This is a genomic window from Stenotrophomonas maltophilia group sp. msm1 (assembly GCF_032025805.1).
Lineage (GTDB): Bacteria > Pseudomonadota > Gammaproteobacteria > Xanthomonadales > Xanthomonadaceae > Stenotrophomonas > Stenotrophomonas hibiscicola.
Genome location: NZ_JAVSKH010000001.1, coordinates 117,243 through 135,702 on the forward strand (window position 1 = coordinate 117,243; position 18,460 = coordinate 135,702).

18 protein-coding genes are annotated in these 18,460 nt (G+C 65.4%); 4 read left to right on the plus strand and 14 right to left on the minus strand.

Going from position 1 to position 18,460, the window contains the following annotated elements:
* Window positions 1-62: 62 nt before the first annotated feature.
* Both ROV95_RS00515 and glmU read right to left on the minus strand, forming a co-directional pair.
* Window positions 63-596, minus strand: coding sequence for a GNAT family N-acetyltransferase (locus ROV95_RS00515; RefSeq protein ID WP_312542189.1), 534 nt, complete (start codon window positions 594-596; stop codon window positions 63-65).
* Window positions 565-1,932: a bifunctional UDP-N-acetylglucosamine diphosphorylase/glucosamine-1-phosphate N-acetyltransferase GlmU gene (gene glmU, locus ROV95_RS00520; protein WP_312542191.1), complete on the minus strand. Its 1,368-nt coding sequence runs from the start codon at window positions 1,930-1,932 to the stop codon at window positions 565-567. The genes ROV95_RS00515 and glmU overlap by 32 nt, the downstream gene beginning before the upstream one ends.
* 83 nt (window positions 1,933-2,015) lie before the next feature.
* Here glmU and ROV95_RS00525 point away from each other — a divergent pair, with 83 nt between their 5' ends.
* Window positions 2,016-2,399 carry a GtrA family protein gene (locus tag ROV95_RS00525; protein WP_021203877.1) on the plus strand — a complete coding sequence of 128 codons (384 nt, stop codon included), beginning with the start codon at window positions 2,016-2,018 and terminating at the stop codon, window positions 2,397-2,399.
* Window positions 2,400-2,645: 246 nt separating this feature from the next.
* Here ROV95_RS00525 and ROV95_RS00530 read toward each other — a convergent pair whose 3' ends face one another.
* The 9 genes from ROV95_RS00530 to ROV95_RS00570 form a co-directional block, all read right to left on the minus strand.
* Window positions 2,646-3,068 (minus strand): F0F1 ATP synthase subunit epsilon, encoded by a 423-nt coding sequence (locus ROV95_RS00530; protein WP_005419509.1) that lies wholly within the window; start codon window positions 3,066-3,068, stop codon window positions 2,646-2,648.
* Window positions 3,069-3,181: 113 nt separating this feature from the next.
* A complete protein-coding gene (gene atpD / locus ROV95_RS00535; protein ID WP_005419510.1) occupies window positions 3,182-4,588 on the minus strand; it encodes a F0F1 ATP synthase subunit beta in 1,407 nt (468 codons plus the stop codon).
* Window positions 4,589-4,625: 37 nt separating this feature from the next.
* Window positions 4,626-5,489: a F0F1 ATP synthase subunit gamma gene (gene atpG / locus ROV95_RS00540; protein ID WP_005411129.1), complete on the minus strand. Its 864-nt coding sequence runs from the start codon at window positions 5,487-5,489 to the stop codon at window positions 4,626-4,628.
* Between the two features lie 97 nt (window positions 5,490-5,586).
* Entirely contained in the window at window positions 5,587-7,134 is a 1,548-nt protein-coding gene (gene atpA / locus ROV95_RS00545) for a F0F1 ATP synthase subunit alpha (protein WP_005419511.1), read from the minus strand.
* 44 nt (window positions 7,135-7,178) lie between these two features.
* Complete coding sequence (locus ROV95_RS00550) at window positions 7,179-7,706, minus strand: F0F1 ATP synthase subunit delta (protein WP_019660730.1); 528 nt, start codon at window positions 7,704-7,706, stop codon at window positions 7,179-7,181.
* Between the two features lie 2 nt (window positions 7,707-7,708).
* On the minus strand, window positions 7,709-8,179 hold the full coding sequence (locus ROV95_RS00555; RefSeq protein ID WP_005419512.1) for a F0F1 ATP synthase subunit B: 471 nt from the start codon (window positions 8,177-8,179) through the stop codon (window positions 7,709-7,711).
* Between the two features lie 106 nt (window positions 8,180-8,285).
* Window positions 8,286-8,591 (minus strand): F0F1 ATP synthase subunit C, encoded by a 306-nt coding sequence (gene atpE, locus ROV95_RS00560; protein WP_005411133.1) that lies wholly within the window; start codon window positions 8,589-8,591, stop codon window positions 8,286-8,288.
* A gap of 73 nt (window positions 8,592-8,664) precedes the next feature.
* The gene (gene atpB, locus ROV95_RS00565; protein ID WP_312542195.1) at window positions 8,665-9,465 is read right to left on the minus strand and encodes a F0F1 ATP synthase subunit A; all 801 of its coding nucleotides are present in this window, start codon (window positions 9,463-9,465) and stop codon (window positions 8,665-8,667) included.
* A 31-nt stretch (window positions 9,466-9,496) separates the two neighbouring features.
* Window positions 9,497-9,862, minus strand: coding sequence for a hypothetical protein (locus ROV95_RS00570; RefSeq protein WP_014648497.1), 366 nt, complete (start codon window positions 9,860-9,862; stop codon window positions 9,497-9,499).
* A 460-nt stretch (window positions 9,863-10,322) separates the two neighbouring features.
* On the opposite strand from ROV95_RS00570, the gene ROV95_RS00575 reads away from it, so the two are divergent.
* Window positions 10,323-11,141: a hypothetical protein gene (locus ROV95_RS00575; protein WP_019660733.1), complete on the plus strand. Its 819-nt coding sequence runs from the start codon at window positions 10,323-10,325 to the stop codon at window positions 11,139-11,141.
* A gap of 455 nt (window positions 11,142-11,596) precedes the next feature.
* On the opposite strand, the gene lpdA is transcribed toward ROV95_RS00575, so the two are convergent.
* The 3 genes from lpdA to ROV95_RS00590 form a co-directional block, all read right to left on the minus strand.
* Complete coding sequence (gene lpdA, locus ROV95_RS00580) at window positions 11,597-13,405, minus strand: dihydrolipoyl dehydrogenase (RefSeq protein WP_019660734.1); 1,809 nt, start codon at window positions 13,403-13,405, stop codon at window positions 11,597-11,599.
* A gap of 107 nt (window positions 13,406-13,512) precedes the next feature.
* The gene (gene aceF, locus ROV95_RS00585) at window positions 13,513-15,222 is read right to left on the minus strand and encodes a dihydrolipoyllysine-residue acetyltransferase (protein WP_111102934.1); all 1,710 of its coding nucleotides are present in this window, start codon (window positions 15,220-15,222) and stop codon (window positions 13,513-13,515) included.
* A 167-nt stretch (window positions 15,223-15,389) separates the two neighbouring features.
* Window positions 15,390-15,905, minus strand: coding sequence for a DNA-deoxyinosine glycosylase (locus tag ROV95_RS00590; RefSeq protein WP_058978691.1), 516 nt, complete (start codon window positions 15,903-15,905; stop codon window positions 15,390-15,392).
* A 186-nt stretch (window positions 15,906-16,091) separates the two neighbouring features.
* Between ROV95_RS00590 and ROV95_RS00595 the strand changes: the two genes are divergently transcribed.
* The gene (locus ROV95_RS00595; RefSeq protein ID WP_019660737.1) at window positions 16,092-16,727 is read left to right on the plus strand and encodes an OmpW family outer membrane protein; all 636 of its coding nucleotides are present in this window, start codon (window positions 16,092-16,094) and stop codon (window positions 16,725-16,727) included.
* A gap of 190 nt (window positions 16,728-16,917) precedes the next feature.
* Window positions 16,918-18,405, plus strand: a complete 1,488-nt coding sequence (glpD, locus tag ROV95_RS00600; RefSeq protein ID WP_312542206.1) for a glycerol-3-phosphate dehydrogenase — start codon at window positions 16,918-16,920, stop codon at window positions 18,403-18,405.
* Window positions 18,406-18,460 lie beyond the last annotated feature (55 nt).

Genomic DNA, 18,460 nt, shown 5'->3' on the forward strand with positions numbered 1-18,460 from the left:
GACTTGGCTCGGTCTGCCAGTAGATCCACGCCATGCGTGGATGTACCGACCAGGGTCGGCACCTACCAGACCCGCCGCATCGCCACCCGCAGGTGCATCGGAAACCCGAGCGCAGCCTCTTCCGCCATCACCGACTGCAGCCCGGCATCCCACTCCGCCTCCGGCACTTCAACGAATCCTTCGCTGGCATAGAAAGGCGCATTCCACGGTACGTCGATCAACGTTGTCAGCACCGCTGAGGCGTAGCCGTCGGCCCTGGCCTGTGCCAACGCATGGCGCAACAACGCGCGGCCATGGCCTTGCCGCCCGTGTGCAGGATCCACATCCATCTGCAGCACATGGAACTCACCTGCCAATTCTCCCGCCAGCACGTAGCCGGCAATGCCGCCGCCGGCCGCATCCACCACCCACAACTGCCCGCGCTCAAGGCCGTACTGCAGTGTCGCCAGGTCCAGGCCGTGGCCGGTGAACACCCGATAGGCTTCGTGGTCCTTGAGCAGTTCGCCAGCGCGCTGTTCAATGCCCGGCAGCAGGCCGAGCTCGTCGGCGTGCGGAATGCGTGCCTCAGGCCTTCTTGAGCGGGCGCTTCCAGCCATCGATGGTTTCCTGCCGTGCACGTGCCAGTGTCAACTTGCCATCAGGCGCGTTGCGGGTAATGACCGAGCCGGCGGCGATGGTCGCGCCTTCGCCGATCAGTACCGGCGCGACCAGCGAACTGTTGGAGCCAATGAATGCGTTGTCGCCGATGGTGGTGGTCGACTTGTTTACGCCGTCATAGTTGCAGGTGATGGTTCCTGCACCGATGTTGACCTTGCTGCCGATCACCGCGTCGCCCAGATAGGTGAGGTGGTTGGCCTTGCTGCCCACACCGAGGGTGACCTTCTTGGTCTCGACGAAGTTGCCGACGTGCACGCCATCGGCCAGCACGGTGCCCGGGCGCAGCCGTGCGAACGGGCCAATCTGCGCAGCGCCTTCGGTGACCACGCCGTCCAGATCACAGTGCGCACGCACTTCGGTGCCTGGCCCCAGGTTGACGTCCTTCAGCCTGTTGAACGGGCCTACGGTGACGCCGTCACCGAGCACGATGTTGCCTTCAAGGACAACGTCGACATCGATCAGCACATCGCTGCCCACGGTGACGGTGCCACGGATATCCAGGCGTGCCGGGTCGCGCACGCGCGCGCCCTGTGCGCACAGTGCACGCACCGCACGGCGCTGCCAAGCGCGTTCCAGCTGCGACAGCTGCCACGGATCATTCGCGCCCTCAGCCTCCTGTGCATCGGCGACCAGGGCCATCTCGGCCGGGGTGTACTCATGCGCGGCGAACGCGAACACATCGGTAAGGTAGTACTCGCCCTGCGCATTGCTGTTGGACAGCTGCGACAGCCAGCGGCGCAGCGCGGTCGACTCGGCGGCGATGATGCCGGTATTGATCGTGCGCACGCGCAGCTGGTCGTCAGTGGCGTCCTTCTGCTCGACGATGGAGCCGACCTTGCCCTCCGCATCGCGCAGCACGCGGCCGTAACCGGTCGGGTCATCGAGCTCGGCCACCAGCACCGCCAGGCGCCCCGGCTCCGACAGCAGGTGGCGCAGGGTCTGCGCACGGATCAGCGGCACATCGCCGTACAGCACCAGCACCTGCGCCGCATCGGGCACCTGCGGCATCGCCTGCGCCACGGCGTGGCCGGTGCCGAGCTGCTGCGCCTGTTCGGCCCACTGCAGGTCGGGCTGGTCGGCGAAATACTGCCGCACCGCCTCGCCACCATGGCCATGGACCACGTGGATCGCCGTAGGCTGCAACTCGCGGGCCACATCGATCACATGCGCCAGCATCGGCTGGCCGGCGATCGGCTGCAGCACTTTCGGCAGCACCGACTTCATGCGCTTGCCCGCGCCAGCGGCGAGGATGATGACGTGCAGGGGGTGGGTCATGGAAAAGGCGGTCCGTGGTTCGTTGCAGATGATTCTAGAGCGTGGGCCGTTAACATGGGCACCCCGCCTCCTTCACCACGCTGATGGGCCTCGTCCGCCAGGGAAGCACCTATCTCGTCATCGGGCTCGTGCAGCTGCTGGTCGATTGGCTGGTGTTCGTGGCCGCCAGCGCGCTGGGCATGCCGGTCGCGCCGGCCAATATCACCGGCCGCTTGGCCGGCATGCTGCTGGGCTTCTGGCTCAACGGCCGCTACACCTTTGCCGAGGCCGGCACCCGCAAGCTGGGATGGAAGCGCTTTGCACGCTTCTTCGGGCTGTGGCTGCTGCTGACCGCAGCGAGCACGCTGCTGGTCAGCCTGGTCGACCAGGCGCTGGGCCTGCAGTACACGTGGCTGGCCAAGCCGCTGGTGGAAGGCGGGCTGGCCTGCGTGTCGTTCCTGTTGATGCGCTACGTGGTGTATCGCTGAGACGGGGCGGGATCCGGGATGCCGGATCGGGATCGGGATCGGGATCGGGATCGGCATCGGCATCGGCATCGGCATCGGCATCGGTAGAGTCGACTGTCAGTCGACTGCTCTTCCATCAGGCCGCGAAAATCCCGCGCTGCGCGCGGTAGTCGATTAACAGTCGACTCTACCCAGTCGGCGCTGCCCCGCCAGCACAAACAAAAACGCCGGCACAGGGCCGGCGTTCTCGTGGGTGCAGCGCGAACCTCAGTGCTTGAGATTCTTGCGCAGGCGTTCCAGTGCCTGCAGCTGGACGACGGCCTCGGCCAGCTTCTGCTGGGCTTCAGCTACTTCCATCGCTTCGCCGCGGTTGGCCAGGATGCGTTCGGCTTCTTCCTTGGCCTTGCGAACCGAGGCTTCGTCGATGTCCTGCGCGCGGATCGCGGTGTCGGCCAGCACGGTCACCACCTGCGGCTGCACTTCCAGGATGCCGCCGGAAATGGCGAAATCCAGCTGCTCGCCATTCGGCGTGGTCACCACCACCTTGCCCGGCTTCAGGCGGGTGATCAGCGGCGCGTGCTTGGGCGCGATGCCCAGTTCGCCCAGCTCACCGGTGGCCACGACCAGGGTCGCTTCGCCACGGAAGATTTCCTGCTCGGCGCTGACGATGTCGCAACGGATCGTGCTCATGCAAATCTCTTCGCTGTTCGCGGCGGCGCAATGCCACCGTGGGGGTCCACCGGCGCAGGCGGTTGCCCGGCGCCGGCGTCAGGTCGGGCAGGATCGCTCCCGCCCGTCCCGGATCAGGCCTTCTCGGCCATCTTCTTGGCCTTCTCGACCGCTTCTTCGATGCCGCCGACCATGTAGAACGCCTGCTCCGGCAGGTGGTCGTACTCGCCATCGACGATGGCCTTGAAGCCACGGATGGTGTCCTTCAGCGGCACGTACTTGCCCGGCGAACCGGTGAACACTTCGGCCACGTGGAACGGCTGGCTGAAGAAGCGCTCGATCTTACGGGCGCGCGACACGGCCTGCTTGTCCTCTTCGGACAGTTCGTCCATGCCCAGGATCGCGATGATGTCCTTCAGTTCCTTGTACTTCTGCAGGGTCTGCTGGACGCGCTGGGCGGTGTCGTAGTGCTCGTGGCCGATGACCAGCGGGTCCATCTGGCGGCTGGTGGAGTCCAGCGGATCGACGGCCGGGTAGATACCCAGCGAGGCGATCGAACGCGACAGGGTGACGGTCGAGTCCAGGTGGGCGAAGGTGGTCGCCGGCGACGGGTCGGTCAGGTCGTCCGCGGGAACGTAGACGGCCTGGATCGAGGTGATCGAGCCGTTCTTGGTCGAGGTGATGCGCTCCTGCAGGACGCCCATTTCCTCGGCCAGGGTCGGCTGGTAACCCACCGCGGACGGCATACGGCCCAGCAGTGCCGACACTTCGGTACCGGCCAGGGTGTAGCGGTAGATGTTGTCGACGAACAGTAGGACGTCCTTGCCCTTGCCGTTTTCGTCCTTCTCGTCGCGGAAGTACTCGGCCATGGTCAGGCCGGTCAGCGCGACGCGCAGACGGTTGCCCGGCGGCTCGTTCATCTGGCCGTACACCATCGCCACCTTGTCCAGGACGTTGGAGTCCTTCATTTCGTGGTAGAAGTCGTTGCCCTCACGGGTACGCTCACCCACGCCGGCGAACACGGACAGGCCGCTGTGCGCCTTGGCGATGTTGTTGATCAGCTCCATCATGTTGACGGTCTTGCCGACGCCGGCGCCGCCGAACAGGCCGACCTTGCCGCCCTTGGCGAACGGGCACATCAGGTCGATGACCTTGATGCCGGTTTCCAGCAGCTCGGTGGCCGGGGACTGGTCTTCATACGACGGCGCAGCGCGGTGGATTTCCCAGTTGTCGCTGGCAGCGACCGGGCCGGCTTCGTCGATCGGACGGCCCAGCACGTCCATGATGCGGCCCAAGGTGCCGGCGCCGACCGGCACCGAGATGCCACGGCCGGTGTTGACGGCAACCAGGTTGCGCTTCAGGCCGTCGGTGGAACCGAGGGCGATGGTACGCACCACGCCGTCACCCAGCTGCTGCTGGACTTCGAGGGTGATCTCGGTGTTTTCCACCTTCAGTGCGTCGTACACCTTCGGCACCGATTCACGCGGGAATTCGACGTCGACGACCGCGCCGATGATCTGAACGATCTTGCCCTGACTCATTGCTGCATCCTCTAATGTGTGCTTTGAACGAACGCGGTCAGACTGCTGCCGCGCCGCCGACGATTTCGGAGATTTCCTGGGTGATCGCTGCCTGGCGCGCCTTGTTGTAGACGAGCTGCAGGGTGCCGATCAGCTTGTTGGCGTTGTCGCTCGCCGCCTTCATCGCAACCATGCGTGCGGCATGCTCGGAGGCGACGTTTTCCAGCAGTGCCTGGTACACCAGCGACTCGATGTAACGCGTCATCACGTGCTCCAGCACGGTCGCGGCATCGGGTTCGTACAGGTAATCCCAGTCGTGGTGAGCGACCTGCTTCTCAGCCGGCGGCAGCGGCAGCAGCTGATCGAAGCTGGCCTTCTGCACCATGGTGTTCACGAAGCGGTTGTACACCAGGTACACGCGGTCGATCTTGCCTTCGGTGAAGGCGTCGAGCATGACCTTGATCACACCGATCAGCGATTCCAGCTTCGGCACGTCGCCGATGTGGGTCACGCTGCCGACCATGTTGACCTTCACGCGGCGGAAGAAGGTCGAAGCCTTCTGGCCGATGGTCACCAGGTCCACTTCGGCACCCTTGTCCTGCCATGCCTTGGCTTCGCCCAGCATCTTGCGGAACAGGTTGTTGTTCAGGCCGCCGGCCAGGCCGCGATCGGAGGAGATCACGATGAAACCGACCCGCTTGACCTGCTCGCGCTCGACCAGGAACGGATGCTGGTAGTCGGTGCTGGCCTGGGCCAGATGACCGATCACCTGCTTCATCGCCTGCGCGTACGGACGCGAGGTCTTCATCCGATCCTGCGCCTTGCGGATCTTGGAGGCCGAGACCATTTCCAGGGCGCGCGTCACCTTGCGGGTGTTCTGCACGCTCTTGATCTTGGTTTTGATTTCGCGTCCGCTTGCCATCTCTTGTTTCCCGTGGCGCGGGGCTGATGCCCCGCGTTGTTCAACCGTTTGTCATCTGGTCCAGCGGAGCCGGAGGCTCCGCTGTACAGGACCGCGATTACCAGCTGCCGGTGGTCTTGAACTCGGCGATGCCCTTCTTGAAGGCACCTTCGATGTCGTTGTCCCAACCGCCGGTGGCGTTGACCTTGCTGATCAGCTCGCCCTGGGTATTGGCGAAGTGGGCGTGCAGGCCTTCTTCGAACGCCAGCAGCTTGTTGACCGGCACGTCATCGAGGTAGCCCTCGTTGACGGCGTAGATCGACAGCGCCTGGTTGGCGATCGACATCGGCGCGTACTGCTTCTGCTTCATCAGCTCGGTGACGCGCTGGCCACGCTCCAGCTGCTTGCGGGTCGCTTCGTCCAGGTCCGAGGCGAACTGCGCGAACGCAGCCAGCTCACGGTACTGGGCCAGCGAGATACGGATACCGCCCGACAGCTTCTTGATGATCTTGGTCTGGGCCGAGCCACCGACGCGCGACACCGAGATACCGGCGTTCACGGCCGGGCGGATGCCGGCGTTGAACAGGTCGGTTTCCAGGAAGATCTGGCCGTCGGTGATCGAGATCACGTTGGTCGGAACGAAGGCGGACACGTCGCCTGCCTGGGTTTCGATGATCGGCAGCGCGGTCAGCGAGCCGGTCTTGCCGGTGACCTTGCCTTCGGTGAACTTCTCGACGTATTCCTCGGACACGCGGGCAGCGCGTTCCAGCAGGCGCGAGTGCAGGTAGAACACGTCACCCGGGTAGGCTTCGCGGCCCGGCGGGCGCTTCAGCAGCAGGGAGATCTGGCGGTAGGCGACGGCCTGCTTGGACAGATCGTCGTACACGATCAGCGCGTCTTCACCGCGGTCCATGAAGTACTCACCCATGGTGCAGCCCGAGTAGGCGCTGATGTACTGCATGGCAGCCGATTCGGAAGCGGTCGCGGCCACCACGATGGTGTGGGCCAGCGCGCCGTTCTCTTCCAGCTTGCGCACGATGTTGGCGATGGTCGACGCCTTCTGGCCGATCGCAACGTACACGCACTTGATGCCGGTGCCCTTCTGGTTGATCACCGCATCGATCGCCATGGCGGTCTTGCCGGTCTGGCGGTCACCGATGATCAGCTCGCGCTGGCCACGGCCGATCGGGATCATCGAGTCGACCGACTTGTAACCGGTCTGCACCGGCTGGTCGACCGACTTGCGCCAGATCACGCCCGGAGCAACGCGCTCCACCGGAGCGGTCAGGTCGGTGCCCAGCGGGCCCTTGCCGTCGATCGGCTCGCCCAGCGCGTTCACGACGCGGCCCAGCAGTTCCGGACCGACCGGCACTTCCAGGATGCGACCGGTGGTCTTGGCGACGTCGCCTTCGCGCAGGTGCTCGTAGTCACCCAGGACCACGGCGCCGACCGAGTCGCGCTCCAGGTTCAGGGCCAGTGCGAAGGTGTTGTTCGGCAGTTCGATCATTTCGCCCTGCATCACGTCGGCCAGACCGAAGATGCGCACGATGCCGTCGGACACGCTGGTCACGGTGCCTTCGTTGCGCGATTCCGCGGCCAGCTTGACCTTCTCGATGCGGTTCTTGATCAGTTCGCTGATTTCGGAGGGGTTGAGCGTGGTTGCCATCGTCAAGTCCTAGTGCCGGCAGCGGGGCCGGACGTTAAATGAATTCAGTTAGCGAGCGCGGTCTGCAGACGGGCCAGCTTGCCCTTCAGCGAACCATCGATGACCACGTCGCCGGCGTCGATCACGGCGCCGCCGATCAGCGAGGCATCGACCGCGGTGGTCACGTCGACCTCGCGGTTGAAGCGCTTGCGCAGCGCGACCTTGATCGCATCCAGCTCAGCGGCCGACAGTTCGGCGGCCGAGGTGACGGTGGCCTTGACCACGTGCTCGGCTTCGGCGCGCAGGGCGTCGAACATGCCGGCGATTTCCGGCAGCAGCGGCAGACGGTGCGACTCGGCCAGGACGGCCAGGAAGCGCGAGTAGGTCTCGCCGTGCGACACCGGCGCCAGCAGGGCGACGGCGTCGTCACGACCCAGCTCCGGGTTGGCGAGCAGGGCCGCCACGCGCGGGTCGGCGGCGACGTGGGCGGAGAACGCCAGGGCGTCCGACCACGGCGCGAACGCGCCTTCGTCGCGCGCGGTCGCGAACGCGGCGCGGGCGTACGGGCGGGCAAGCGTGAGGGCCTGGCTCATCCTTAGATCTCCGAGGCCAGCTCGTCGAGCAGCGCCTTGTGGGCGTTGGCGTCGATTTCGCGCTTGAGCAGCTTTTCGGCACCGGTCACGGCCAGCGCGGACACCTGCTTGCGCAGATCTTCACGGGCACGGTTGGCGGCGGCGTCGATTTCAGCCTGGGCCAGTTCCTTCTGACGGGTGGCTTCGGTGATCGCTTCGTTACGGGCAGCATCAACGATCTGGTTGGCACGCGCGTGGGCCTGATCGATGATCTCGTTGGCCTTGGTGCGGGCTTCCTTCAGCGCTTCGTTGACCTTCTCCTGCGCCTGGGCCAGATCTTTCTGGCTGCGGTCGGCAGCAGCGAGGCCCTCAGCAATCTTCTGCTGGCGCTCCTCGATCGCGTTCATCAGCGGCGGCCAGATCTTGGTCGCGATGATCCAGATCAGACCAGCGAAGGCCAGCGCCTGCGCAAGAAGGGTGAAATTGATATTCATGGTTAGCTCGATCGCTGGTTTCGGGGTGGACGCGCCGCCGTAGCGGCACATCCGGCCTTCATCCGAAACCGGGTGCATCAGCACCCGGTCGTCTCAAACCGCTGTATCAGCCGGCCAGAGCCTTGGTGACGGCGCCAGCGAAGGCAGCCGACAGCGGGTTGGCGAAGGCCAGCAGCAGGCCAACGGCGACCGAGATGATGAACGCGGCGTCGATCAGGCCGGCGGTGATGAACATGCGGACCTGCAGGACCGGGATCAGTTCCGGCTGGCGGGCGGCCGACTCCAGGAACTTACCAGCCATGATGGCCAGACCCAGACCGGCGCCCAGCGCGGCCAGGCCGATCATGATGCCGACGGCAAGGGCGGTGGAGCTCTGAATCTGCGCGAAGTTGGTCAGGACGGCGAAGTACATGGTTATCTCCAGGAACTTAAGTTGCTAAGGGTGATGAAACGGATGAAGGTTGAAACGCGTTGAAGCTTGAAACTCAGTGAGCGTCTTCCGACAGGCTCAGGTACACGATCGACAGCATCATGAAGATGAAGGCCTGCAGCGGGATCACCAGCAGGTGGAACAGCATCCAGCCGAGGCCGAACACACCACCGGCAATGGCACCGAAGAAACCGGCACCACCCAGCACCCAGATCAGCAGGAACACGATTTCGCCGCCGAACATGTTGCCGAACAGTCGCATCGCCAGCGAGATCGGCTTGCTCAGCCACTCGACGATGTTGAGGATCAGGTTGAACGGCATCATCCACTTGCCGAACGGCGCCGTCAGGAATTCCTTGATGAAGCCGCCCAGGCCCTTGGACTTGAGCGCGAAGAACAGCATCAGGAAGAACACGCTGATGGCCATGCCCAGGGTGGCGTTGACGTCAGCGGTCGGGACCGGCTTCCAGTAGTGCACGCCCGCCCATTCCAGCGGCTTGGCGATGAAATCGGCCGGGATCATCTTCAGCAGATTCATCAGCAGAATCCAGAAGAAGATCGTGATGGCGATCGGCGTGACCAGCTTGCTCTTGCCGTGGTAGGTGTCCTTGGCCTGGCGGTCGACGAGCTCCAGGCAGATCTCGACGAAGGCCTGCCACTTGCCCGGCACGCCGGCGGTGGCCTTGCGGGTCCCCAGCCAGAACGCGACCACGATCACCAGGCCCATCAGGACGGCGGTGAGGAAGGTATCGACGTGGATATGCCAGAACATACCCTCACCCTTGCCGACCGGCGCGGTCAGGTTGTGCAGGTGATGCTGGATGTAGCTGGTAGGGGTTAGAGCCTCGCCCGCCATGTGTCCGGAACCTTCAGTTAATTGAATTCTGTCAACGCCTGGCCATGGCCAGGACCTGGAACATCAAGCCGACGGCGATACCGGCCAACAGCGCCAACGCAGGCAGCTTGAAGACCAGGAACCCCACCAGCAGGACGCCGAAAACCACGACCCACTTGGCCACGATCGCAATGATCAGGCGAGCCATCGCCGATCCTGCGGCCACCGCACCTCCGCCCAGCGCCATCCGTGCTGCAACCCAGCCACCGGCCGAAATGGCCACACCAGACGCCAGCGCGCCGAGGGCATATTTCGGACCCACCAGCAGGAAGGCCAGGGCCAGGACAGCGACCGCGGCCAGCGGGTAGACCGCGGCGCGCAGCATCAGTCGCCGACCCGCGTCAACGGAGTTCAGCACAGGACGTCCCGCGTGGTTGCATGTGGAGGGTTGAGGCGGCTACAGCAGGGGGGGGGCCTCATCGAGCCGCCAGATTATAGCAATGGGACAATTTGCGAGACAACCGCTGCCTGTTCATCCCGGGAAGGCGCAAGTTGCGGTAACGGTTACATTTTTGCGTACCACCGGGGGGACAATGACGTCCGCACGATGTTGCACCGCAGTATTGAACTTTGGTCGCAGTCGACGGAACTTTCACCGGATGCGCCGGTCCGATTACTCGACCTGCCTGCAGCATCCTCGTCGGCTCCACCCCGCAGGTCCCACGATGGCCCCGAAGCCCGTCTCCGGGGCCATCTTTTTGCATCGTCGTGACAGCGCTGAACCGTGCACACGCCGTGGACCATACGTTCACGGATGGTGGACGGGCCTGTCCCGCACAGTGGTCTTCACTCTGATGAACCACTGCAAGGACTCTTCGATGCGCCCCGTACCCACCCTGCTCGCCCTCTCCCTGCTCGCTGCCGGCGCCTCGTTCGCCAATGCCGCCCACGCCGCCGAAGGCGACGACCGTTTTGCCCTGCGCCTGGGTGCGATGAACATCGACTCGGACAACACGCTCCGCGGCAACACCAACGTGGCCGGCCAGGACATCGGTTTCTCCGAGGACTTCAAGCTGGGTGGCAAGGAGTGGGAACCGCGCATTGACGGCATGTTCCGCATCAGCAACCGCCAGCGCCTGCTGTTCAACTACTTCAAGTACGACAAGGACCGCCGCGAGACCCTCGGCCAGGACATCTCCTTCGGTGACGTCAGCGTGCCGTCCGGCAGCTTCGTCAAGGGCGAACTGAAGTACCAGGTGGCCAGCCTGGTCTATGACTACTCGGTGGTGGACACCGACACCTTCGACCTCGGCCTGCAGCTGGGTGCCGAGTACGCCAAGGTCAGCACCAAGGCCTACGCCGATCTGGGCACTGTCTATGAAGGCCAGTTCCTCAACGAGAAAACCGACGGCGTGGCGCCGGTGGTCGGTGCACGCTTGAGCTTCACCCCATCCGAGAAGTGGATGATCACCCTGCAGGGCCAGTACCTCAACACGCGCTGGGGCAGCTTCGATGACTACAAGGGCGACCTGAGCCGCGCCAACGCCATCGTCGACTACCGCTTCACCAGGAACTTCGGCGTGTTCGCCGGCTACGACTGGTTCAAGCTTGATGCGGACAAGAAGGGCAGCGATGGCACCATCGGCCTGAAGCAGGAATTCAAGGGCCCGGTGGCCGGTATCAGCTTCGTGTTCTGACACCCGCCCCTTCCACGGCACTCTCTCTCCTGGCGCGGCCTCCGGAACATCGGGGCCGCGCTTTTTTGTGCTGTTTTTTCCTGCGTGCAGGAGCAAGAGCAGCTGGGTCGAGCGCTTGAGGGAGCGGGGGCTGGGTGCGAATGTCCCCCGGCGCCGGCCTGCGGCCGACGCCTCCTCCTTTACTTCGCACACAGCCCCCGCTCCCTCCGCGTGTCAGGCATCCCGGCGGCCTGAGCACCGGCTCTCGACTATCCGCAAGCCGAGCCGCTGTGCGGGTGGCAGGCGTTTGGACAAAGTAAAGGAGGAGGCGACCGCCGCAGGCGGGTGACGGGAACATTTGCCCAAATGCCTGCCACCCGCGCGGCAGCCCGAACGCTCGCAATGAGAGTGATCGAGGCTCAACAAAAAAACCCCGGCAAACGCCGGGGCTTTTCATTTGGAACGGCGCGGGCGCCTTACTTCTTCTTCGGCATGTACAGATCGGTGATCGTGCCGTCGTAGATTTCCGACGCCATCGCCACCGACTCGCTCAGCGTCGGGTGGGCGTGGATGGTGTGGCCGATGTCTTCGGCTTCCGCACCCATCTCGATGGCCAGGCCGATCTCGGCCAGCAGGTCACCGGCATGCACGCCAACGATCGCACCACCGATGATGCGGTGGGTCTCTTCGTCGAAGATCAGCTTGGTGAAGCCCTCGGTACGGCCGATGCCGATCGCGCGGCCACTGGCAGCCCACGGGAACTTGGCCACGCCGACCTTCAGGCCCTTGGCCTTGGCTTCGGTCTCGGTCACGCCGACCCAGGCGATTTCCGGGTTGGTGTAGGCCACCGACGGAATCACACGGGCCACCCACTCCTTCTTGTGGCCGGCAGCCACTTCGGCGGCCAGCTTGCCTTCGTGCGTGGCCTTGTGGGCCAGCATCGGGTTGCCGACGATGTCGCCGATGGCAAAGATGTGCGGCACGTTGGTGCGCATCTGGCGATCCACCGGGATGAAGCCACGCTCGGTGACCTGCACGCCGGCCTTCTCGGCATCGATCTTCTTGCCGTTCGGCGAACGCCCGACGGCCACCAGCACACGGTCGAAGGTGCCCTGCGCCAGCGCAGGCGCCTGGCCTTCCTCGGCAGCTTCAAAGGTCACGGTGATGCCCTTGGCATCGGCGGTGACGCCCGAGGCCTTGGTCTTCAGGTGGACTTCGATGCCCTGCTTCTTCAGGCGATCGGCCAGCGGCTTGACCAGGTCCTTGTCGGCGCCCGGCATCAGCTGGTCCATGAACTCGACCACAGTGACCTTGCTGCCCAGCGCGCTGTACACGGTGGCCATTTCCAGGCCGATGATGCCGCCGCCGACGACCAGCAGCGAGCCCGGCACTTCGGCCAGCTCCAGCGCATCGGTGGAGTCCATCACGCGCGCGTCGTCCCACGGGAAGTTCGGCAGCTTCACCGCCTGCGAACCGGCAGCGATGATGCACTTCTGGAAGCGCAGCAGCTGGGTGCTGCCGTCAGCGGCGGTGATCTCCATCTCGTTGGCCGAGATGAACCTGCCGACGCCCTGCACGTTGCGGACCTTGCGCTGCTTGGCCATGCCGGCCAGGCCCTTGGTCAGCTGGTTGACGACCTTTTCCTTGTACTGGCGCAGCTTGTCCAGGGTGATGGTCGGCTTGCCGAACTCGACGCCGAAATCACCGGCATGGGCCACTTCGTCGATTACCGCGGCGGCGTGCAGCAGCGCCTTGGACGGAATGCAACCGACGTTGAGGCAGACGCCGCCGAGGCTGGCGTAGCGCTCGACCAGCACCGTATCCAGGCCGACGTCGGCGGCGCGGAAGGCGGCGGTGTAGCCGCCCGGGCCGGAGCCCAGCACGACCATTTCGCATTCGATGTCGGCCGGCTTGCCGCTGGACAGCGCCGGCTTCGGCGCAGCCGGTTCAGCCGGGGCGCGGTGCGATGGGGTCACCGGCGGCTTGCTGGCCGGAGCGGCCGCAGCCGGAGTCGGCGCAGCGGCCTTGGCCGGGGCTTCGGCGGCGCCTTCAGCGTCCAGCACCACGACCACGGCGCCTTCGGACAGGGTGTCGCCCAGCTTGACCTTGATTTCCTTGACCACGCCGGCAGCCGAGGACGGCACTTCCAGGGTGGCCTTGTCCGATTCCAGGGTCACCAGACCCTGATCCTTCTTCACCGTGTCGCCGACGGCGACCAACACTTCGATCACCGGCACATCGCTGTAATCGCCGATGTCGGGAACCTTGACTTCAATCGTGGCCATGGTGGGTTTTCCTCGTGCCCGACCGGCATGGCCGGTGGGCTGTCACTGCATCTGTTCACGCGGCCGCGCCAGGGGCTGCGGCCGCACGGTGGGGGCGAAGCGGTGCTTTACAGCAGCACGCGGCGCATGTCGGCCAGTACCTGCGACAGGTACGTGGTGAAGCGTGCGGCCAGGGCGCCGTCGATGACGCGGTGGTCGTAGCTCAGCGACAGCGGCAGCATCAGCTTCGGTGCGAATTCCTTGCCGTTCCAGACCGGCTGGATGGACGACTTGGAGACACCGAGGATGGCCACTTCCGGTGCATTGACGATCGGGGTGAACGCGGTGCCACCGATGCCGCCCAGCGAGCTGATCGAGAAGCAGCCGCCGCTCATGTCGGCCGGGCCGAGCTTGCCGTCGCGCGCCTTCTTGGCCAGTTCGCCGGTTTCCTGCGCGATCTGCACCACGCCCTTCTTGTCCACGTCGCGGATCACCGGCACGACCAGGCCGTTCGGCGTGTCGGCGGCGAAGCCGATGTGGAAGTACTTCTTCAGGGTCAGGTTTTCGCCGCTGGCATCGAGCGAGGCGTTGAATTCCGGGAACTTCTTCAGCGCCGCGGCGCTGGCCTTGATCAGGAAAGCAAGCATGGTCAGCTTGATGCCGGCCTTCTCGTTCTCCTTGTTCAGCGCCACGCGCAGCGCTTCCAGGTCGGTGATGTCGGCCTGGTCGAACTGGGTGACGTGCGGGATCATCGCCCAGTTGCGGGCCAGGTTCGCGCCGGAGATCTTCTTGATGCGCGACAGCGGCTGGACTTCGGTCTCGCCGAACTTGCTGAAGTCGACCTTCGGCCAGGGCAGCAGGTTCAGGCCACCACCGGCAGCGACGGCAGCACCGCCGGCAGCCGGCACGCCACCGCTGAGCGCGGCCTTGACGAACTTCTGCACGTCAGCCTTGGTGATGCGGCCGCCCTTCTCGGTGCCGTTGATCTGCAGCAGGTCCACGCCCAGTTCGCGGGCGAACACACGCACCGCCGGGGTGGCATACGGCACCTTGGCCGGCAGCACGCCATCAGCGTTGAACTGCACCGGCGGGCTGGACGGGGTACCGGCCGAGGCGATCTCGCGGGCCGCCAGCTTGTCCGGCTGCGCCGGAACGGCGACCGGCTCGACCTTGGTGGCTGTCTCAGCGGCTGCAGGCGCGGCGGCAGCGGCGGCCTTGGTCGGTGCCGGCGCGGCAGCGCCCTCGGCCTCGATGATCGCAACCACATCGCCCTGCGACAGGTTGTCGCCGACCTTGACCTTGATCTCCTTGACCACACCGGCCACCGAGGACGGCACTTCCATGGTGGCCTTGTCGCTTTCCAGCGTGACCAGGCCCTGGTCCTTCTTGACCGTGTCGCCAACGGCGACCAGGACTTCGATGACCGGAATGCCGGCGTAGTCGCCGATGTCCGGCACCAGCGCTTCAACGGCACCACCGCTGGCAGCCGGGGCAGCTGCGGCCGGGGCCGGCGCGCTCTGGGTAGCGGCAGCCGGGGCAGCGGCCTTGGCCGGCGCCGGCGCGGCAGCCGCCGGCTTGGCGGCTTCCGCTTCGCCTTCAGCCACTTCGATCAGGGCCACGACCTTGCCTTCGGACAGGCTGTCGCCCACCTTGACCTTCAGCTCCTTGACCACGCCAGCCACCGAGGACGGCACTTCCATGGTCGCCTTGTCGCTTTCCAGCGTCACCAGCCCCTGGTCCTTCTTGACCGTGTCGCCGACGGCGACAAGCACCTCGATTACCGGGATATCGCTGTAGTCACCGATATCGGGGACAAGTGCTTCCTTGATTTCGGCCATGGGGATAACTCCGGCAATCTGGTGTAGGGAAACGTCTATTGTGCGGCCAGCGGGGTCCAGCGCCAACCGTTACAGGTGTTTTCAGTACGCACGCAGCCGGGACACGCTGTTGCCCATGGGTTGCGCCTGCCACCAGTCGGTAGCGTATTGTCCCTACGATGTCCGCTTCATGTCGCCAGTGCGTCTGCCACCGGCTGCCAGGCCTGGCGCAGGCGCGGCAGCGACCAGGCCGCATTGGCCGGGCTGGTCGACGGCAGTACCACCCGTTTCGGCGGGGCCTCCAACCGTGGCAGCACCCAACGCTGGAATGCCTGCGCTGACGCGGCGCCATTGCAGCCGACCAGCTTCAGCTCGGGCAACGCGGCGATCAGTTCCGGCAGTGCATTGGGCACTTCCGTGCCACGCACGATGTCCGCATCCAGACTGCCCCGGCGCTCACAACGGCCGATCACATCCCACAGGCCGATGCCTGCGGCGTTCAACGCCTGCAGCCGCGCTGCATAGGGCAGATCCGCACTGAAGCCACAGATATCGGCCATCAACGGCCAGAAACGGTTGCGCGGATGCGCGTAGTAGCGCTGCTCCTGCAGCGACGCCACGCCTGGCATCGAGCCCAGCAGCAGCACGCGGCACTGCACGTTCACCTGCGCTTGCAGGCCAATGCACAACGTTGCTTCGCTCACATCTTCTCCAACTGCATGAATGTCAGCGAGGGCCGAAAACCCCATGAATGCAGGCATTCCGCACCCGTCGCTGAACAAGGAAAACTATTTTTTAACGTGCGTCGGATTCGATTCATGTTGGGGCGACTACGGTGTGCTCGCCCCGCAACCGGGGGCCCAAAACAAGAAACATTAGGAGATACCCCCATGCGCTCCATCCGTATCCTGAGTCTCGCCCTGCTGACCTCCGCCGCCTTTGCACCGGCCGCTTTCGCCCAGGACAGCAGCAGCACCGACACTGCCTCGGGCAAGCATTTTGCCGTGGTTGGCGGCATCTCGCTGCTGGAACCGAAGAACGACCCGATCACCGGCGTGAAGAAGACCGATGGCGGCCCGGCGCCGACCGTCAGCTTCAGCTACTACATCAACGATAACTGGGCCGTTGAACTGTGGGGCGCTGCCGACAAGTTCGAAAACAAGTTCAAGGGCCCGAACAACGCCCGCCTGGGCTCGGTCGAGCAGCAGCCGGTCGCGCTGAGCGGCCAGTACCACTTCGGCCAGGCTGACAACGTGTTCCGCCCGTTCGTGGGCGTGGGCTACTACCAGTCGAGCTTCAGCAACGAGAAGCTGGGCAACGGCGCTGACACCGACATCCGCTTCAAGGATGCCAAGGGCGTGATCGGTACCGTCGGCGTGGACATGAACATCAACTCCACCTGGTTCGCCCGTGCCGACGCCCGCTACATGCGCGCCCGCCCGGACGTGAAGGTTGGCGGCGAAAAGATCGGCGAAGCCAAGATGGATCCGTGGACCGTCGGCTTCGGCATCGGCGCCCGCTTCTGATCCAGGCTGCACCTGCTTCACTGATGTAACGCGACGGGCCCTTCGGGGCCCGTCGTCGTTTCCGTCACCCGCGTTCTGTAGAGTCGAGCCCATGCTCGACTGCCTTTTTGTAGAGTCGAGCCCATGCTCGACTATCGGGAAAGCAGCCGAGCATGGGCTCGGCTCTAGACAAACAGGGTGCGAAGGCGCGATGGAGGAAGTCGACCTGCTGGTGATCGGTGGCGGCATCAACGGCGCCGGCATCGCCCGTGATGCCAGCGGACGCGGACTGCGCGTCCTGCTGTGCGAACAGCATGACCTGGCCGCGCATACCTCCAGTGCCAGCAGCAAACTGGTCCACGGCGGCCTTCGCTACCTCGAACAGGGCGAATTCGGCCTGGTGCGCAAAGCGCTGGGTGAGCGTGAGACGGTACGCCGGCAAGCCCCTCACCTGGTCCATCCTCTGCGTTTCGTCCTGCCCTGGGAACCGCACCTGCGCCCGCGCTGGATGCTGCGCGCGGGACTGTGGCTGTACGACCATCTGGGCCGGCGCAGCCCTGCGTTTCCCGCATCGCACGCACTGGACCTGCAACGCGATCCGCTGGGTCGCTGGCTCTCCCCCTCGCTGCGCATCGGCTTCAGCTACGCCGATGCGCAGGTCGATGACGCGCGGCTGGTGCTGCTCAACGCCCTGGATGCCGCGCAGCGCGGCGCACAGGTGCGGGTCCGCAGCCGCTGCATCGACCTGCGCCCCGTTCACGGCCGATGGCAGGCCGTTCTGGAATCCGCCGATGGCCAGCCGCACCCGGTGACTGCGCGCGCCGTTGCCAATGCGGCTGGTCCGTGGGCCGGCGGCCTGCTGGAACAGATGCAGGGGCGCGGCGATGGCCCCGCGCTGCGCCTGGTGCAGGGCAGCCACATCGTGCTGCGCCGCCCCTGGCCCAGCGACAGCGCCTGCCTGCTGCAGCAGCCCGATGGGCGCGTGGTGTTCCTTCTGCCCTTCGCCCACGACCACCTGCTGGTCGGCACCACCGACACCGACTATCGCGGTGACCCGGCGCGCTGCAGCGTGCTCCCTGCGGAGGTGACGTACCTGTGTGATGCGGCCAATCGCTACCTGCGTGATCCCATCGCAGCGGAGGAGGTGGCCTGGCGGTTCGCTGGCGTACGCCCGTTGCTGGCCGATCCCGATCCGCGTGCGGCACGACTCAGCCGTGATTACCGCCTGCAGTTGCAGTCCCACCCGGCACCGCCGCTGCACGTGCTGGGAGGCAAGCTCACCACCTACCGGGTGCTGGCCGAGGAAGCGCTGGAGCTGCTGCGGCCGGCGCTGCCGCAGATGGGCCCGGCGTGGACGGCAGGCGGAGACCCGCTGCCTGGCAGCGACTGGGGCGACGCCACGCAGGCGTGCTCGCGCCTGCAGTTGCTGGCACCGTGGTTGCCCGAGGAAATCGCACGCCGCTGGGCCGACGCCTACGGCAGCCGCAGCGCGGAGCTGCTGCATGGCCTGCAGGGTGTGAACGATCTTGGCGAAGACTTTGGCGGCGGCCTGCACGCGCGGGAAGTCGCTTTCCTGCGTGAGCGCGAATGGGCCTCGAATGCCGAGGACGTGCTGTGGCGGCGGAGCAAGCTGGGGTTGCGGCTGGACGCGGCGCAGGTGGCACGGCTGCAGGCGTGGATGGAGCAAGCCAGCGTGTAGAGCCGGGCCATGCTCGGTTGCATCCGCACAACGCAGCCGAGCATGGCCCGGCTCT

Coding starts and splice junctions, on each gene's coding strand:
- ROV95_RS00550 (WP_019660730.1), bottom strand. CDS start 7,706: ATGAGCCAGGCCCTCACGCTTGCCCGCCCGTACGCCCGCGCCGCGTTC.
- ROV95_RS00530 (WP_005419509.1), bottom strand. CDS start 3,068: ATGAGCACGATCCGTTGCGACATCGTCAGCGCCGAGCAGGAAATCTTC.
- aceF (WP_111102934.1), bottom strand. CDS start 15,222: ATGGCCGAAATCAAGGAAGCACTTGTCCCCGATATCGGTGACTACAGC.
- atpG (WP_005411129.1), bottom strand. CDS start 5,489: ATGGCAAGCGGACGCGAAATCAAAACCAAGATCAAGAGCGTGCAGAAC.
- ROV95_RS00575 (WP_019660733.1), top strand. CDS start 10,323: ATGCGCCCCGTACCCACCCTGCTCGCCCTCTCCCTGCTCGCTGCCGGC.
- glmU (WP_312542191.1), bottom strand. CDS start 1,932: ATGACCCACCCCCTGCACGTCATCATCCTCGCCGCTGGCGCGGGCAAG.
- glpD (WP_312542206.1), top strand. CDS start 16,918: ATGGAGGAAGTCGACCTGCTGGTGATCGGTGGCGGCATCAACGGCGCC.
- atpA (WP_005419511.1), bottom strand. CDS start 7,134: ATGGCAACCACGCTCAACCCCTCCGAAATCAGCGAACTGATCAAGAAC.
- atpB (WP_312542195.1), bottom strand. CDS start 9,465: ATGGCGGGCGAGGCTCTAACCCCTACCAGCTACATCCAGCATCACCTG.
- lpdA (WP_019660734.1), bottom strand. CDS start 13,405: ATGGCCACGATTGAAGTCAAGGTTCCCGACATCGGCGATTACAGCGAT.
- ROV95_RS00515 (WP_312542189.1), bottom strand. CDS start 596: ATGGCTGGAAGCGCCCGCTCAAGAAGGCCTGAGGCACGCATTCCGCAC.
- ROV95_RS00595 (WP_019660737.1), top strand. CDS start 16,092: ATGCGCTCCATCCGTATCCTGAGTCTCGCCCTGCTGACCTCCGCCGCC.
- atpE (WP_005411133.1), bottom strand. CDS start 8,591: ATGTACTTCGCCGTCCTGACCAACTTCGCGCAGATTCAGAGCTCCACC.
- atpD (WP_005419510.1), bottom strand. CDS start 4,588: ATGAGTCAGGGCAAGATCGTTCAGATCATCGGCGCGGTCGTCGACGTC.
- ROV95_RS00555 (WP_005419512.1), bottom strand. CDS start 8,179: ATGAATATCAATTTCACCCTTCTTGCGCAGGCGCTGGCCTTCGCTGGT.
- ROV95_RS00525 (WP_021203877.1), top strand. CDS start 2,016: ATGGGCCTCGTCCGCCAGGGAAGCACCTATCTCGTCATCGGGCTCGTG.